At 42.0% G+C, this 14,330-nt stretch carries 11 protein-coding genes, 4 pseudogenes and 1 riboswitch; of the genes and pseudogenes, 11 read left to right on the top strand and 4 right to left on the bottom strand.

Annotation, left to right across the window (positions count from 1 at the left end; translation table 11 throughout):
* Positions 1-156: 156 nt before the first annotated feature.
* A riboswitch (Lysine riboswitch) is annotated at positions 157-337 on the top strand.
* Between the two features lie 111 nt (positions 338-448).
* The gene (dapA, locus tag SB752_RS15650) at positions 449-1,321 is read left to right on the top strand and encodes a 4-hydroxy-tetrahydrodipicolinate synthase (protein WP_410716546.1); all 873 of its coding nucleotides are present in this window, start codon (positions 449-451) and stop codon (positions 1,319-1,321) included.
* Positions 1,322-1,731: 410 nt separating this feature from the next.
* On the opposite strand, the gene SB752_RS15655 is transcribed toward dapA, so the two are convergent.
* Complete coding sequence (locus tag SB752_RS15655) at positions 1,732-1,956, bottom strand: hypothetical protein (RefSeq protein WP_410716547.1); 225 nt, start codon at positions 1,954-1,956, stop codon at positions 1,732-1,734.
* A gap of 369 nt (positions 1,957-2,325) precedes the next feature.
* Here SB752_RS15655 and SB752_RS15660 point away from each other — a divergent pair, with 369 nt between their 5' ends.
* The 4 genes and pseudogenes from SB752_RS15660 (at position 2,326) to SB752_RS15675 (ending at position 5,143) form a co-directional block, all read left to right on the top strand.
* Entirely contained in the window at positions 2,326-2,520 is a 195-nt protein-coding gene (locus tag SB752_RS15660; RefSeq protein ID WP_410716548.1) for a hypothetical protein, read from the top strand.
* 249 nt (positions 2,521-2,769) lie between these two features.
* Positions 2,770-4,157, top strand: a pseudogene (locus SB752_RS15665) (RtcB family protein).
* Positions 4,158-4,367: 210 nt separating this feature from the next.
* The gene (locus tag SB752_RS15670) at positions 4,368-4,646 is read left to right on the top strand and encodes a hypothetical protein (protein ID WP_410716549.1); all 279 of its coding nucleotides are present in this window, start codon (positions 4,368-4,370) and stop codon (positions 4,644-4,646) included.
* A gap of 332 nt (positions 4,647-4,978) precedes the next feature.
* Positions 4,979-5,143 (top strand): dihydrofolate reductase family protein, encoded by a 165-nt coding sequence (locus SB752_RS15675; protein ID WP_410716550.1) that lies wholly within the window; start codon positions 4,979-4,981, stop codon positions 5,141-5,143.
* 205 nt (positions 5,144-5,348) lie between these two features.
* Here SB752_RS15675 and SB752_RS15680 read toward each other — a convergent pair whose 3' ends face one another.
* Positions 5,349-7,034, bottom strand: a complete 1,686-nt coding sequence (locus SB752_RS15680) for a YndJ family protein (protein ID WP_410716551.1) — start codon at positions 7,032-7,034, stop codon at positions 5,349-5,351.
* Between the two features lie 165 nt (positions 7,035-7,199).
* Between SB752_RS15680 and SB752_RS15685 the strand changes: the two are divergent.
* Positions 7,200-7,787: pseudogene (locus tag SB752_RS15685) on the top strand (DUF4291 family protein).
* Positions 7,788-8,436: 649 nt separating this feature from the next.
* Here SB752_RS15685 and SB752_RS15690 read toward each other — a convergent pair.
* A complete protein-coding gene (locus SB752_RS15690) occupies positions 8,437-8,619 on the bottom strand; it encodes an aspartyl-phosphate phosphatase Spo0E family protein (protein ID WP_410716552.1) in 183 nt (60 codons plus the stop codon).
* Between the two features lie 133 nt (positions 8,620-8,752).
* Between SB752_RS15690 and SB752_RS15695 the strand changes: the two genes are divergently transcribed.
* Together SB752_RS15695 and SB752_RS15700 are read left to right on the top strand one after the other, a co-directional pair.
* Positions 8,753-8,875, top strand: a complete 123-nt coding sequence (locus tag SB752_RS15695) for a hypothetical protein (protein ID WP_410716553.1) — start codon at positions 8,753-8,755, stop codon at positions 8,873-8,875.
* Between the two features lie 341 nt (positions 8,876-9,216).
* Positions 9,217-9,606 (top strand): hypothetical protein, encoded by a 390-nt coding sequence (locus SB752_RS15700; protein WP_410716554.1) that lies wholly within the window; start codon positions 9,217-9,219, stop codon positions 9,604-9,606.
* 260 nt (positions 9,607-9,866) lie between these two features.
* On the opposite strand, the pseudogene SB752_RS15705 reads toward SB752_RS15700, so the two are convergent.
* Positions 9,867-9,974, bottom strand: a pseudogene (locus tag SB752_RS15705) (SRPBCC family protein); the annotation flags it as partial.
* Positions 9,975-10,642: 668 nt separating this feature from the next.
* On the opposite strand from SB752_RS15705, the gene SB752_RS15710 reads away from it, so the two are divergent.
* The 3 genes and pseudogenes from SB752_RS15710 to SB752_RS15720 all read left to right on the top strand — a co-directional run bounded on the left by SB752_RS15710 (position 10,643) and on the right by SB752_RS15720 (position 14,310).
* Positions 10,643-11,866, top strand: coding sequence for an amidohydrolase (locus SB752_RS15710; protein ID WP_410716555.1), 1,224 nt, complete (start codon positions 10,643-10,645; stop codon positions 11,864-11,866).
* A 20-nt stretch (positions 11,867-11,886) separates the two neighbouring features.
* A pseudogene (locus tag SB752_RS15715) lies at positions 11,887-13,463 on the top strand (glutathione ABC transporter substrate-binding protein).
* Positions 13,464-13,959: 496 nt separating this feature from the next.
* Positions 13,960-14,310, top strand: coding sequence for an SDR family NAD(P)-dependent oxidoreductase (locus SB752_RS15720; protein WP_410716556.1), 351 nt, complete (start codon positions 13,960-13,962; stop codon positions 14,308-14,310).
* Positions 14,311-14,330 lie beyond the last annotated feature (20 nt).

A 14,330-nucleotide genomic window follows, 5' to 3' on the forward strand; every position in this document is an offset into this window, starting at 1 on the left:
AGTGCCGTTCTCTCTAGTTGGAGGGGACGGCTTTTCGCAAAGCTAACGTTTAAAGTAACGCGGGAATCCTTTAATCAAATTTGCCCCCTTGAATTAGAAGGACAAATCTGATAGATTTAGTGTTAATTAAATATCTTCTTACTTCAAACCATTTGAAGTGAGGATAGAGGCGCAAAGACCATTAGTACACAGTTGGAGGATAATGAGGTCCTGGGATGATTGTGGAAAGGGGGATTTGCCGAAGCTTTTAAGATTCTCATTTATCTTAGGGCTGGTTCTGCTATTGAATAAATACAGAACTGTCATATAGGGGACTATATGGAGGGCTATCTCACGCACGGGAACTTGATTTGTTTATGTTTCTATTGCAGCAGCGAGCCTTCGTTGCTGCTTTTTTGCGTTGATTTGGCTTCTAATTTATAGAAAATAATAGTAAGGGTGAGGAAAAATGTATTTTGGCCAAGTTTTAACCGCTATGGTTACACCGTTTGATCAAAATGGTGATGTTGATTTTAACGCGACGAGAACGTTAGTAAATTATTTAATAGAGAATGGCACAGATGGATTGGTAGTAGCAGGTACAACAGGTGAATCTCCTACCTTATCAACAGAGGAAAAGGTAGAGTTTTTTAAATTTGTAGTAGACGTTGTAGGCGGAAGAATACCTGTTATAGCCGGAACAGGTTCGAATAATACCAGGGCTTCAATTAGTTTAACAAAACAGGCTGAAGCAACTGGTGTTGATGGAATTATGCTCGTGGCTCCATACTACAACAAGCCATCTCAAGAAGGTATGTATCAGCACTTCAAAACCATTGCTGAATCAACATCTCTACCAGTTATGCTTTATAATATTCCTGGACGCAGCGTGGTAAATATGTCCGTTGAGACAATTGTTCGCCTATCCCAGATTCCAAATATTGTAGCAATAAAAGAAGCAAACGGCAATTTAGATGCTATGGCAGAAGTGATCAGCCAAACACCAAATGATTTCACATTATATAGCGGTGATGACGGTTTAACATTGCCTGTCTTAGGCATTGGCGGTGCAGGGATTGTTTCCGTTGCCTCCCATATCATTGGAAATGAGATGCAGGAAATGATCAACCTTTTTAAAAACGGAAAGATCGAAGCGGCAGCTGCAGCCCATCGCAAACTGCTTCCAATTATGAATGCACTATTTGCTGCCCCAAGCCCATCACCGGTGAAAGCAGCGCTAAATTTGAAAGGAATCAACGTCGGCGGCGTCCGCCTTCCAATGGTTCCACTAACCGCTGAAGAAACAAACACATTACAAAGCGTACTGCAACAGCTTGAATAATTGTTTCACAAAGAGAGCCCTCACCAAGCATACCATTTACGGTTATTCATTTCGTTCGTAGAGCAGCCTTTTGAACATTTGCACCCCCAAACGGGGGAGGAAATAGACCGCATACGAAAATTTTACGCATAACTCTAATTCAGCGAATAAGTAGCTATCCATTATCATTGTTATCGGGTCCAGCCTGGCCAAATTACAATACTAAGAAAGCTCTAATTAATCAGCCCGATAATGTTTATTATCGGGTATTTTGACATTCCTACTAATTTGGAAAACGCATAACGAATGGCAACCAAACTACCATAATGCTGCGCAAGTCATGGAGCGGATCGATCTTTTAGTAGATTTCTGCAAGGAAAAAGGTCGGGATCAACACTAGGATCAGAAACAAGCTTAGATTAACATAGGGTCTATTTAAAGTTTTGTATAACCAATAGTATTAAAAACATAATTCCACCAATGAGTAAGCATGAAAAAACAAAATAACCAAACCAACGAATAGGTTTTGGCAACTTTTTGATATCAGCTGGTCGGGTGGGCATGCCAACTATCTTTTGATAATGATCAGTCACGCTGTTGAAAGGCTGAATTTCTGGAGTTTCATCACGTTGATCGTGATAAGAATTATCTTTCATAAAGGGACCCTCCAACCTGGATATTACCATAATTTTGGGGAGTGAGAGTGTTTTCTTAGTTTGAAAAATGGAGTGGTGCGGCATGAAAAAGGAAGTTGTATATAATATTCTTGTGCATTTGTGGGGGAACATAGTTCAAGCGGGTTTGACATCCAAATTAAAGATTCTTTCTATGCCAAAGGTTTAGTTGTACCAAAAGGTCTGTTTCCATAAGTGTACCTCTATTCGTTAGCAGGATTCGATCCTATCATACTGCATCGTTGGGAAATAATAGGTCGTCAAGTTGATATTTTTGTCAATAAGGGTTGACAGTAAAAAATACCCAATAGTACTATAGGTACCAAGAAACAAAAGGAGGAGGAGACGAACATGTTCGCTTACGAGACGAAGCACTGGATGCTAATACAGGAAAACCTGCATGTACTACCGGAACGATTCCGCAATCGGGTGACTGAGCGACTGTTCGGTAAACTCCAACTCCATAATGATACCTTTTACGTGATGTTTCAACGGATAAATGTGTTGTTTATAGGTGTAGACGTCTCTGCCCCCGCATCTTTTTAGGTTGCGGATAATGCCCTGTGATAACACGATAGTTCCAAGCGTAAAGGCTGCTATCAAGGCGGCCTTTCTTCATGTCTGAATGAAGAAAGGAGCGTTGAAGCGGCTTTTTATATTCATAAACAAAGAACATATGTCGCTAAACCAAACAAAGGTGGTTTTATATTGAGAGAAACTCCGATTAAATATTTTATTAATCCGGAAGTGAAGGTAGAAAACACTGCTGTAGAGGAGCTTCATCGGCTTTTGGAGGTGAATGAAACGATTGATACGCTGCAAAAGCATTCGCCGGGTTATTTTGATGATTCCGATGCCGGGGTTCTTGAAGTTGCCATTACGCCCGATTTTCATAAAGGGAGCGGCATTCCCGTCGGAACAACGTTGTTTACGCGCGGGTTTGTACTGCCGCAGGCGATTGGCAATGATATTAACTGCGGTATGCGTCTCTATGTCACCGATCTGAGCGAGGAACAGATTCGAACAAATTTGGATTCCATAGAGCGTAATGTTCGTCATGTATTTTTCGAAGGGGCACGCAATATTCCAATGACACGCCGTATGCGCGAAAAAATGTTCAAAGAAGGCTTGATCGGTATATTAGACAGTCATAAAGAAGCCCGTGGCGAGGGGATTTGGCATTATTACAACGAGAAGCAGCAAGAACTGGATCTGAATCATGTCAATAAAATGGGTTCATTTATTGCGGAATCCACGATCGGGCTCGATGATTTTCTCGGTCCTGCCGAGCTCTCCAGAGATGCGCAAATCGGCTCGCTTGGCGGAGGCAACCATTTTTTCGAAATCCAAGTGGTTCAAAACGTGCATCAAGGTTCGATCGCCGGTCAGTGGGGGTTGAAGGAGGGGCAAGTCGTCCTCATGATTCACACCGGCTCGGTTTCGCTCGGCTACCACAGCGGTGCATGGATTAAAGAGATGCTGAAACAGATGTACCCTGCTTCATTGAAACATCCGGATAATGGGATGTACCCGCTCCCCCTTTCGGAGCGTTTTGAACCGCAATGGAACATGTTTTGGAATCTCCTTCACAATGCGGCGAACTTTGCATTTGCCAATCGATTGATGTTGGGGCTGATGATGTACAAGTCGATTTCGGATGTGCTGGGCGATTTTGAACACAAGCTGTTGTACGATGCCCCCCATAACTATTTATGGGAAGAACGGTTGGAGCAAGTGGGCGGATTTCTGCATCGCAAAGGATCGTGTACGGCAAAATCGGCCGAGCAAATGATGGACACGCCGTTTCAATATACGGGCGAACCTGTGTTCATCCCTGGCTCCATGGGTCTCACAGCTTTATTTTGGCGGGACTCGGTAATCGGGAAAGCTTATTTAGTGCCAGCCATGGCGCAGGTCGTGCACTTTCGCGCGGCGACGCGGTTAAAGTGGACGATGCCAAGTTTCGCGAGTTTCTGGCCCAATTCAGAGTCATTAATCCGATTGATCCCAAGCGGGCGGACTTGCGTGGTCGGAGCGATATTTTGAAAAAGTGGGAAGAAGAATTGAAGAAAGAAGCGCCTTACGCCTACAAAGATATTACACCGGTTATTCAGTCGCATGTGGATCATGGCATGGCTACGATTGTGGCCGAAGTGGCGCCCATTGCAACCGTGAAAGGGTAAGTAGCAGATTGGTGTGCTACGTGGTGCACATGCCATAATACTAAGCAGTAACCCTAATTACTAATAACGGATGAAGTTCCTTTATCGATCCATCTAATCAACAAATACAGGTATTTTTTTGGAATACAAACTATTCTGGTGGGCAAAATATGTCATGGGACTGTCGCTTGAAAGGTAGCTTCCCAATCACAAAACGTGGGAGTGAGTAGCATGGCTGAAAACAACGAGCGCAATCAGAACAATGCTGAAGAACTTAACACTACCAATACGGTCGGCAGAGACACAGGTGAAACTGTAGGAACCATTGGCGGTACTGCTGTAGGAGCTGCATTGGGTTCTGTTTTTGGACCACTTGGCACCATTGCAGGTGCCGTTGCTGGTGGTGCATTGGGTAACAAGATGGGTGAGGGTGCAGGGAGTGGCAACAACGATACCAAAAACTTGCGGGATGCTGATGGTAACGGCGCTGACACGAACCGAACAGAATAAGTAAAGCAATAAAATCTATAAGTGATGAATAGTGGGGTGCAGGGGAGAACCTGCACCTCATTAACTTGTGAAGGAAGAAACTTCATTGAGGAACAGTGTTAAGTTCCTTATTCCATTACTAGGTTGGACACCTGGATATACGTTTATGCAAAGTTTAATTCTCGTTCTCACTGTGTTCACAATACTAATTATATTTAGTTTTGTTTGGATGTAGAAATTGCTTCTAGTAAACAGTTAAACAGTTACTGAGAGGAACAATTCCGTTTATTTCGATTGAAGGAGAGGAGCGCAAGAATGACCCTTTTTTGTTGAAGGGGACTGTTTCCGAGGAGGTGCCACAGCTCACGGCAGAAGGGAAGAACCTAGTCGTTAACGGCGGTCCCGGCCTCGGTTCCACCCTGGCACAACTAGGCTTGGTGGATGAGTATCACTTTCTGGTACAGCCAATCGTTGCCGGACGTGCCCCCAATTATTGGGGGGAGATCGTGATCGACTGAATCTGAAGCTGACCGAGACCAAACCCTTCGGCTCGGGCGTCGTCGTACTCCGCTACACGCCGGTTCGTTAATTGCTTGGCTGATCACCGAAGCTTTTGCCCTGCATGCATGACTAACGGGGAACATTAGTTCAACAAGACAGCGGCAGTCTAAGACTTTATTTTCTCTGAATGACCAAATCTATTTCGAGATGGAAGGCCTAAGATTAATTATCTCTTTCTGATTTCTTATAGATGCGATATTCCAATGTTAGAAATTTCATACCAAAAAGCCACATGTGATGTTTCGCTTCTATGTTCCCTTCAAGTGATTCAGGGTCCTTCCATACGGCAATGGTTTCATTAATGGGAAGACGAATTGCCTTTTGATTTATTACTAAGTAAACACCTTGATCTCCTGATGTAACTTCAGATGGCCATGAGGTTAATACAAGAGTACCTTCCGAGTCATTCTGCAAACTCAGAATACTTGTCATCTGGGAGTAAGGGAGTGGGAAAGCAATGTTCATATAACGCGTGCATTCTGACAAATGAGTGGAATACAATGCTGCATAAATAGCTGTTTTTGATTTCGTATAGGTCCGTACCCAGGCACGGACATTATCCCTGCCATCCTTAACGTCTTGTATCGGTAAGATAACACTCTTCACCTTAAGTTCACTCGTTTCTGCTTCAAGGGGGAAGTTCATTTGCTCTAGCCATTGGCTCAATCGCTTATAGAGCTTAGCGGGCAGTTGAAAAGTTCTACTCCAGTAAGGTGTCAATTGCAACTCGTATTCATCTGTGTGCTCATAGAATCTGATGATATCATCGTCAAGAGACTTGGGATTAAAGATTTTGCTATGGTAAGCTTGCATATCGTCGATTAACCCTGTTGGCTTCTTGTTCGGTGTTTGATCGAGAACAGCCAAATTTGCGAAGACGTTGGCACCGATTTTGCCCTTTCCATGAATGCGACTAAATGGGATTCCAGCCGTTGCTTTATCCATCAGGGTTGCGTGCCAAGCTAATAACCCTATAAAGGAAAAGAAAACGGCATTCCCCCAACCGTGGAATAAAATCATGGTTGATATGGAGATAGTTGATTGTCCAATCCATTCTCCGAACCCATAGGTAATGGCAAGGGCCATCGTAATCCAAATGACGCCACTTGAGAGCGCATGATATCCCTTAGTCCAACCCGTTGCTTTTGGAATTACGTACGTAAAGACGAGGACGCTATACAGGAGAAGTGACAAGGCGAAAACAACAACGGACAGCCACTCCAGAATTGCGGAGTATGTAATACCAAGTGCAATTAGGATTGGGGCAATCCCTCCAAGCACAACAATTATGCTTGAGAGGGACCTTTTATGTTGAGCGTCATGTAAAAAACCAAATAACACTGGTGTGACAAAACCTGCATAGTGAAAATGATTAACCGTGAGCAACATAATTTGTCCCTGAAATCCTAACAAGGTAAACCCATATTGATGAGCAACCAACCAAATACCACCTATACTTATGTACATGAAGCCAATCGCTTTGGATACATCAGCTAAATTTTTTGAACTCTTAACGAAAAGGATTACACTCAAGGCAGAAATCAATATTGTTACCAAACCCCAGGGAATCGAGAGTAAACCTGAAAAGGTACCTGATGAAAGAAGAAACGACCCTGCCAATGCTACCGCACCTATTGGAATCAGATAGACGAGGATATTCAAAAAGAAAACAGGTTTATAATTCGCTGACTCAAATACTGTATACAGGGCTAGAGGCACCACAACAAAAGCAGCAAATAAGATGATTCGTTCTGTTTGGTTGTAATAGGGAATGAACCAACTAAGTAACCATACCAACATGCCAATTGGTACGTAGGAATGAATCTTTTGGATTATTCGATTTGGCAAATTTCCCCACCCCTAATTATCGATAGGATCTATTTATACTAGTCTACTAACACTAGTTCTATAATTTTCGTTCTAATACTTTATTTTACAGTCTTCAAGTTTATTTTCATAGTTACATAATGCAGATATGACGTAGTGCGACAAATCGGAATTTAGGGAGACAACATGGAATATATAAAAGAGGTATTTGCACAATATGATAGACAATGTATTCGGGTTTATCAGGCTTATAATCCAGTAATTGCAAAAGAAGCAGTTGCCTTCCAAACTTTTGGGGAAAACTTTATTCTCAATCGCATGACATGGATAAAGCCTTCCTTTTTGTGGATGATGTATCGGTCTAATTGGGGAACAAAGAAAAATCAGGAATGTATTTTAGCTTTGGATGTGTATATGGACAAATTTAATGGATTGTTAAAGAAAGCGGTGTTAACTTCACCAGACTCAATGATTTACAATGATTCAATTCAATGGGAAAAAGCATTTGAGGAAACAACAGTTTATTGTCAATAGGATCCTGTTAGAAATGTGAATGGTAATTCCATAAATCGTGCAGCAATTCAAATCGGTCTAAAAGGAACCACTTTAAAAGAATTTCTGGCCGATGGAATTTACCGCATTGAGGATTTGACACCGCTTGTGAAGAAATGGATTGTACAGCGAAAGCAGGGAAAACTAAACTCTAAAAATTTACCAATAGAAAGAATTTACCCTATTAAAAACAACGAAATTAGAAAAAGGCTGGATATGTGATATTCCCGGAAAGTCCTGGAAGAAATCCGATAATGGCCGATCTTGGGAATGGTGAAGTATCAGGGCTTAGCGATAATCCTCCAAAAAGGATTGGTTAAATTGTAGGGAAGGGTAGCCATGTGATAAAAAATCATCATTGCATTTTTAAGGGAGAAAGGGGGATTCAAAACAAAAAGAATCGGCGTCGATGTATGCATTTAATTCACGAAAACGGCAACCTTGCAGAAAATCAGATGCCGAGCCTTCTTTATATTAAGAATGAGGATTTTACTAATGTTAATCGTAATTAACGAATACCTTATTAGTAATGGAAATGAAATGGATCACTGAACCCACAACAGCCCAAGAAATAGTTTCACGTGATGAAGATTTGGCCAAAGGACTCCATCAACAATTGCCTGGCTACAAAGCTGGGATAACATGTGAATGAGCTATGTTAATCCTTCTTATCGATTAACTTGGTAAGCAAGTCTTCAATTCTCTGTAAATGTTGATTGGTTTGCTTCAACAGATAATACAAATTCACAATTGAGATCATTACGACAACCCCAAAAACTAACTCCATTTTAATATCGCTCCGTATTGGTAATAGTTGGATATTACGATGATAGCATGAAAGTAAAGAAATCGCGATATTTAATAATATATTTCAGGAGTTAATCTGTTGATTTTTAGAAAGTATCTTTGTACGAATGTTCAAGTAGAAATCTATTCTTTGACTCAAAGAGATTATTAACGGATCTGTTAGGCTGCAAATTTGCGCAAACGAGTTAAGTTCGTTCCGGAGAGCTTCCATCTTTAGGTCTAGACATTCTACATCATGAGGCCCCATCTCTCTTCACCCTATCGATTGAGATTTAGCCAAATTATAACAATCCGAGTGTTGAAAGACTACAGGCTATCTGTGAATAACTGTAATTGATTATAAATGCATAAAAATAGCCTCCAACAGGGAGAGCGTATATATGTTCGTGAAAACATTATACACAGGAGTTACAAGAGAAGAGCATTGGTCAGTTATTCCCCAGGCTTCAGTCAACAGCGAGCTGAAGGCGAAACAAATTGAACGGGCATTACAATATTCCTAAGAGCAGATTAAACGAAGACTCTTTGAAGAAAAGTATCTCAGCACTTCAAGGGTTAAAGACATCAACGTCAACGTTTACTTAGAACTTGGGCTGACAAAGGACCAGTATTACGAAAGTAAAAAAGATGCAATTACTCAATTTGCCAAGGCACTCGATATGAACTGAGTACCTTTCTATTTTTCATTAAACAAGACGATGTCGACAGTTAACCGATTGTTTCCTTGATTAAGCACCAAATCTTGTCTCCCCTGCAAAATTGAGATATAAGATGGATAGGCGAGGGATAAGCAATCTGTACAATGGAAAGAAATTACACATATCTAAATACGGGAGGAATTCAAATGAGCTATGATTTAATGGCTTTTGAGCCGTCCAAAGCGCCGAAGGAAAGGAAGGCGTTTATGGATTGGTATGAGCAGCAAGTGCAATGGTCGGAAGATCATGAATATCATAATTCGTCGGTCTGTTCGGAGGCGCTGCAGCGCTTTTACAGTGAGTTGGCGGAGCATTTTCCCAATATGAATGTAGATGATGAAATTTTTGAAGCTATGGAGGAAGCAGGAACTGATAATCGCTTGACCGACTATTCGCTTGGGTCTTCCGTAATCTATGCGGCTTTTGCTTATTCTGTAGCTGAGGAAGCCTATACGACGATGCGGGAATTAGCTTTAAAACACAAGGTAGGATTTTTTGATGTCAGCACTGACGACGGCGAAATATATTTCCCTTGAAGCGAAGGTAAAAGACTAACGGGTATCGATAGTTGAATACAGCATTTGTTCAGTGAAAATAAAGTATTAGATTTGATGAAAATGGTTTAAATCCGTGGGTAATCAATATAAGTGCAACCATTTTGTTAATATGATTGAAGAATTCAAGTTGAAAGTTTAATTTGGATGGAATGGAAATCAACAAAAAGGCAACCGCATAGAACAAGTTCACATGTTCTACACCACGGCTGCCTTATCTGTTTTTGGTCAGTTCCAACTGATTAAGCTTGATATGCTTTTTTCAATGCTTCCAGACCATCTGTATAGATTCCGTGGAACAGCTTGATAACCTCGTCCTCGCTAACCCCTACCGGTGTAAATTTACCAGACAGCACTGAACCACGGCAAACATAAGCTCGGGAGGTCTTCGGGTCCGGGCGCGTTCCGGGAATAGAATACGAAAGCAGGGTAGGCCAACAAAGACCAAGCGATTTCACTGAATTGTGGTCTTTTCTTTTGCCTAAAACTTTGTTAGCTCTATACAGCATTGCCAGGAACCACCTCAAAGGTGGTTTTTTTGTTGAGAGTTGGCTACGGGCAGATATTAAAGAAGTCCCCGGCAAAATTCGGGACAAAAACCCAGACAAAATCAGGGATATTTTGCTGGTCGTTATTACCAACGTAGATCGGTAATTTTGAGTCAAGGACAACCCAGCTGGCGCTCCCGCTTCTAGCAAGTAGACTATACAATTGTGTTGCATTGGAATACGGCGTCTTGAGGATAATTTGTGTTGCGTTAAGCCCTGAATATAGCAAGATTCGCCATCATTGATAGAACACAATTACACTAGTGCTGCATGTCTTACCGTGGTAAAAATCCTCGTATTTAGCTGCCCGCATCCCTTAACGTTGGAAATCCGCGTATTGTTGGTGGTATCCAGTATAAAAAGTAAAGAATTCAAAAATTTAGGTAAATATATTTAAAACTTCGAGAGATGTCACTCGTTATACTTTAATTGTCTGTATTATTAGAAAATACAAAAAGGATGGGTGTTGTATGAATTCTTCCTACTGGCTAACAAATATTAAGTTGGAAAGCGGCTATCAATTCGAAAATGGAAACATGATCGGAACGAAAACAGAGCTTCATCACTTACGTATTGAAGACGGCAAGATAGCGCAGATTTTGTCAGCTGATCAACCTCTATTAACGGAACTGCCGCTAGTGGATGGAAAAAACATGTTACTGCTTCCCTCTTTTCAGGAAATGCATATTCACTTAGATAAAACCTATTACGGAGGTCCGTGGAAATGCTGTATGCCCGTTTCAAATCTGTTTGAGCGTCATGAGGAAGATAAGGGATTGCTTCCAATGTTTCTTTCTAAATCACAGGAAAGGGCAGAACTCATCTTGGAACTCATGCTTCAAAACGGGATTACTCGTGTCCGTGACCACTGTCATGTTGATCCACAGGTTGGGCTGAAGTTTTTAGAGGCTCTCCAACGGGCATATGAACCATTTTCAGGAAAAATCTCCCGTGAAATCGTTGCCTTTCCGCATTATGGCCTACTGCGGACGAATGCAAAGGAGAGTGTTAGAGAAGCCCTACGCCAAGGAGCAACTCATGTTGGTGGTGTAGACCCAGCGGGAGTAGATGGCGACGTCGAAAAATCATTGCAAACAATGATGGAGCTAGCGGTAGAAAACAATGCTGATGTAGATTTGCATTTACATGATCCCGGACATCTAACGATTTTTACCATAAAGAGACTCGCTGCCATGACGGAAGAAGCAGGATGGCAGGGAAGGGTAACTATTAGCCATGCCCTTGGTTTAGGTGACGTGTCATTGTCGGAAGTAAGTGAAGTCGCTGAGATGCTTGCCCAATTACGTATTGATGTTACTTCAACAGTTCCGATCAATAGGCTAACGATACCCATCCCTTTGTTACATGAAAAAGGTGTCTTGGTATCGTTAGGGAATGACGGCGTGATGGGGAACTGGTCGCCTTTTGGCAGTGCAGACATATTAGAAAAAGCAAACCGCTTTGCTGAAAGGTTCCGCTGGAGTGATGAGCGATCATTGAGTAAGGCGCTTGGATTTATAACAGGTGGAAAGATCCCCTTGAATGAATCGGGTACTCGTATCTGGCCAGTTGTTGGTGATGAAGCAAGCGGTGTTTTAGTTGATTCGAGCTGCTCAGCAGAAACCATCGCTAGAAGAACCAAGCCACAAGTCGTTATCGCAAAGGGAAACGTTATGGGGACTATCGCACCTTAATATAGAAAGGACGAGTTGCCATGAATGCGAAGTACTTTTTCAATATTCTTGTTGCCTTATCTTTGAGTTTTACCGCTATCGTCACTGGATGTTCGTCCAGTGAAAAACAAGCGACTACTGTCACTGAACAACAGGTGAAGACAAATGAAAATGGGGGAACATTGGTTGTCGTTAGGTCTGCAGATGCGAACAATCTAGATCCTCACTTTTTAACGACGATCGTGTCTGGTTCTATTGTGAATAACAAAATCTACGAAGGCTTAGTCAGACTCTCTAAAGATATGACCTATCAACCTGCACTGGCAACAGAATGGGAGCAGGTAAACGACGTAACCTGGGAATTCAAGCTTCGACAAGGAGTAACATTTCACGATGGCTCTCCATTCAACGCTTACGCAGTTAAAAAAACATTTGAGAGAATATTGGATAAAAATATTGGTGCAACACGAGCTCAGGCATTTGAAATGGTTAAAGAAGTAAAGTCCATTGATGAATTTACCACTCAAATTATTCTGAAAAGACCTTTTGCTCCCTTTTTTACTGTTCTTGCAGGCAGCGAAGGAAGTATTATAAGCCCGAAAGCAATTGAGCAATATGGCAAAGAATTGACTAAGCACCCAACAGGCACAGGACCGTTTACGTTTTACTCATGGCAACCTGGACAAGAAATCGTAATGGTAAGAAATGAGAAATACTGGGGAGAACAAGCAAAGGTAGATAAGGTGGTTTTCAAAGTTATACCTGAGGATGCCACCCGCATTGCCATGGTAGAATCTGGGGAAGCGCATGTTGCAGAGCAGCTACCTGTAACGGAGATCAACCGTGTACAGTCTTCCAAAGTGATGGGTCTTGGCAGCTACGATTCATTTGGAGTTGACTACATTGGATTCAATTTTAGAAAAAAGCCGTTTGATGATGTGCGTGTTCGTCAGGCGATCAGTCACGCCGTTGATTCTGGGGCAATCATCCAAGGAATATTTAACAATATCGGAACTGCGGCAAACACTTCATTGGCACCAACTGTATTTGGGCATGATCCTCATGCAAAACCTTACTTATATGACCTGAACAAAGCGAGGGTTTTGCTAAAAGATGCTGGCTATCCGGATGGATTTAAGGCCTCGATCTATACAAGTGATAATAAATTACGTATCAGTATGGCTGAAGTTATCCAATCCCAGTTGAAAGGAATTGGAATTGATCTACAAGTTCATGTGATGGAAATCGGTGCCTATGTTGCGGCAGCATCAACAGGGGAGACTGAGATGTTCATCAGTAATTGGGGAGCAAGCGCAGATGGGGACTACACACAATATAATATAATCTATTCCATAGCCGTTCTCAAGGTAGCCCTGGGAATCACTTCTTCTATGGTAACCCCCAAGTGGATGAATTGATCGATGCGGCTCGTTCAGAAGTTGATTCAGAGAAACGGAAGCAAATATACGCAAAGGCGCAACAGCTTGAAATGGAAGATGCTGTGATGATTCCGATACGAAATTCTGTGAACCTCGCAGCGATCAGCAATAAAGTAAAAGGGCTATGGATAAGTCCGAACGGACATATTCAGGTGAGTGAAGCTGTTCTCACTCCTTGAACATGGTAAAGAGACAACAGCTTGAGCGGCATGCCAAAATTCATCATAATCCTTATGTTGCATACTTCCCACAACGGAATTATGAAAGTAACCAAAGCCCAATTTCTCGCTTACAACAACGAGAAATTGGGCTTTTTTATATTTGAAGAGTCTTAACGTTGCAAACTGCCGCAATCCAATTAACGAAAGATCAGGCATGAATAAATCTCCTAGAGTGAAAAAATTTTTTCGTGATAGTTGGGGTTGTTCACAGAATTGTAAGGTAATTACTGTTATTCCTTTACTGTAATACAGTGAACAAAATAATTCAAATCGATTTGTTGAAAAGTAGATTCAATTTAAAATGTTCAGAAAAATATTTTTCATATAATTTTTTTCGGCGAAAAATTTCTGTCGCAATACGAGCGTCTAAATTGCTGGTTTTACGAGAAAACAACGATGGCATAATTGTTGCAGATCTTTTCTTGCGAGTTCGAAAAAAAGGAGGAAGACAACAGTGACAGTTGATTTGCGCGATATGACCGCTTCCACCAATGGTGTGGTCGGCCACCCGTATTACGCCGATTATAATGCGTCCAAGGCGGGCGTCAACCTGCTCGCCTGCACGATGGCGCTGGAAGTGGCTCCAACCATTCGTGTGAACACCATTTGCCCCGGATATGTGCTCACGCCGATGCAACTGGCGGAACATACTCCCGCGAAGCTTGACAAGGTAAACGAGAATATTCCGCTGAAGCGACACGCATTACCTGAAGAGCTGGCAGGGTTATTCGCGTTCCTTGCGTCCGATGAGGCGGCTTATATCACAGGACAGCAGATTCCGATTGATGGTGGCGAACTGGCTTAATTTGAAAAAGGGAGGAATCA

Origin of the sequence: Brevibacillus sp. SIMBA_040 (assembly GCF_046535075.1) — a bacterium.
In the GTDB taxonomy this organism is placed as follows: Bacteria; Bacillota; Bacilli; order Brevibacillales; family Brevibacillaceae; genus Brevibacillus.

Bases quoted from the DNA above. Each gene is read 5' to 3' on its own strand.
- dapA (WP_410716546.1), top strand. From the start codon at position 449: ATGTATTTTGGCCAAGTTTTAACCGCTATGGTTACACCGTTTGATCAA.
- SB752_RS15655 (WP_410716547.1), bottom strand. From the start codon at position 1,956: ATGAAAGATAATTCTTATCACGATCAACGTGATGAAACTCCAGAAATT.
- SB752_RS15660 (WP_410716548.1), top strand. From the start codon at position 2,326: ATGTTCGCTTACGAGACGAAGCACTGGATGCTAATACAGGAAAACCTG.
- SB752_RS15670 (WP_410716549.1), top strand. From the start codon at position 4,368: ATGGCTGAAAACAACGAGCGCAATCAGAACAATGCTGAAGAACTTAAC.
- SB752_RS15690 (WP_410716552.1), bottom strand. From the start codon at position 8,619: ATGGGGCCTCATGATGTAGAATGTCTAGACCTAAAGATGGAAGCTCTC.
- SB752_RS15695 (WP_410716553.1), top strand. From the start codon at position 8,753: ATGTTCGTGAAAACATTATACACAGGAGTTACAAGAGAAGAGCATTGG.
- SB752_RS15700 (WP_410716554.1), top strand. From the start codon at position 9,217: ATGAGCTATGATTTAATGGCTTTTGAGCCGTCCAAAGCGCCGAAGGAA.
- SB752_RS15710 (WP_410716555.1), top strand. From the start codon at position 10,643: ATGAATTCTTCCTACTGGCTAACAAATATTAAGTTGGAAAGCGGCTAT.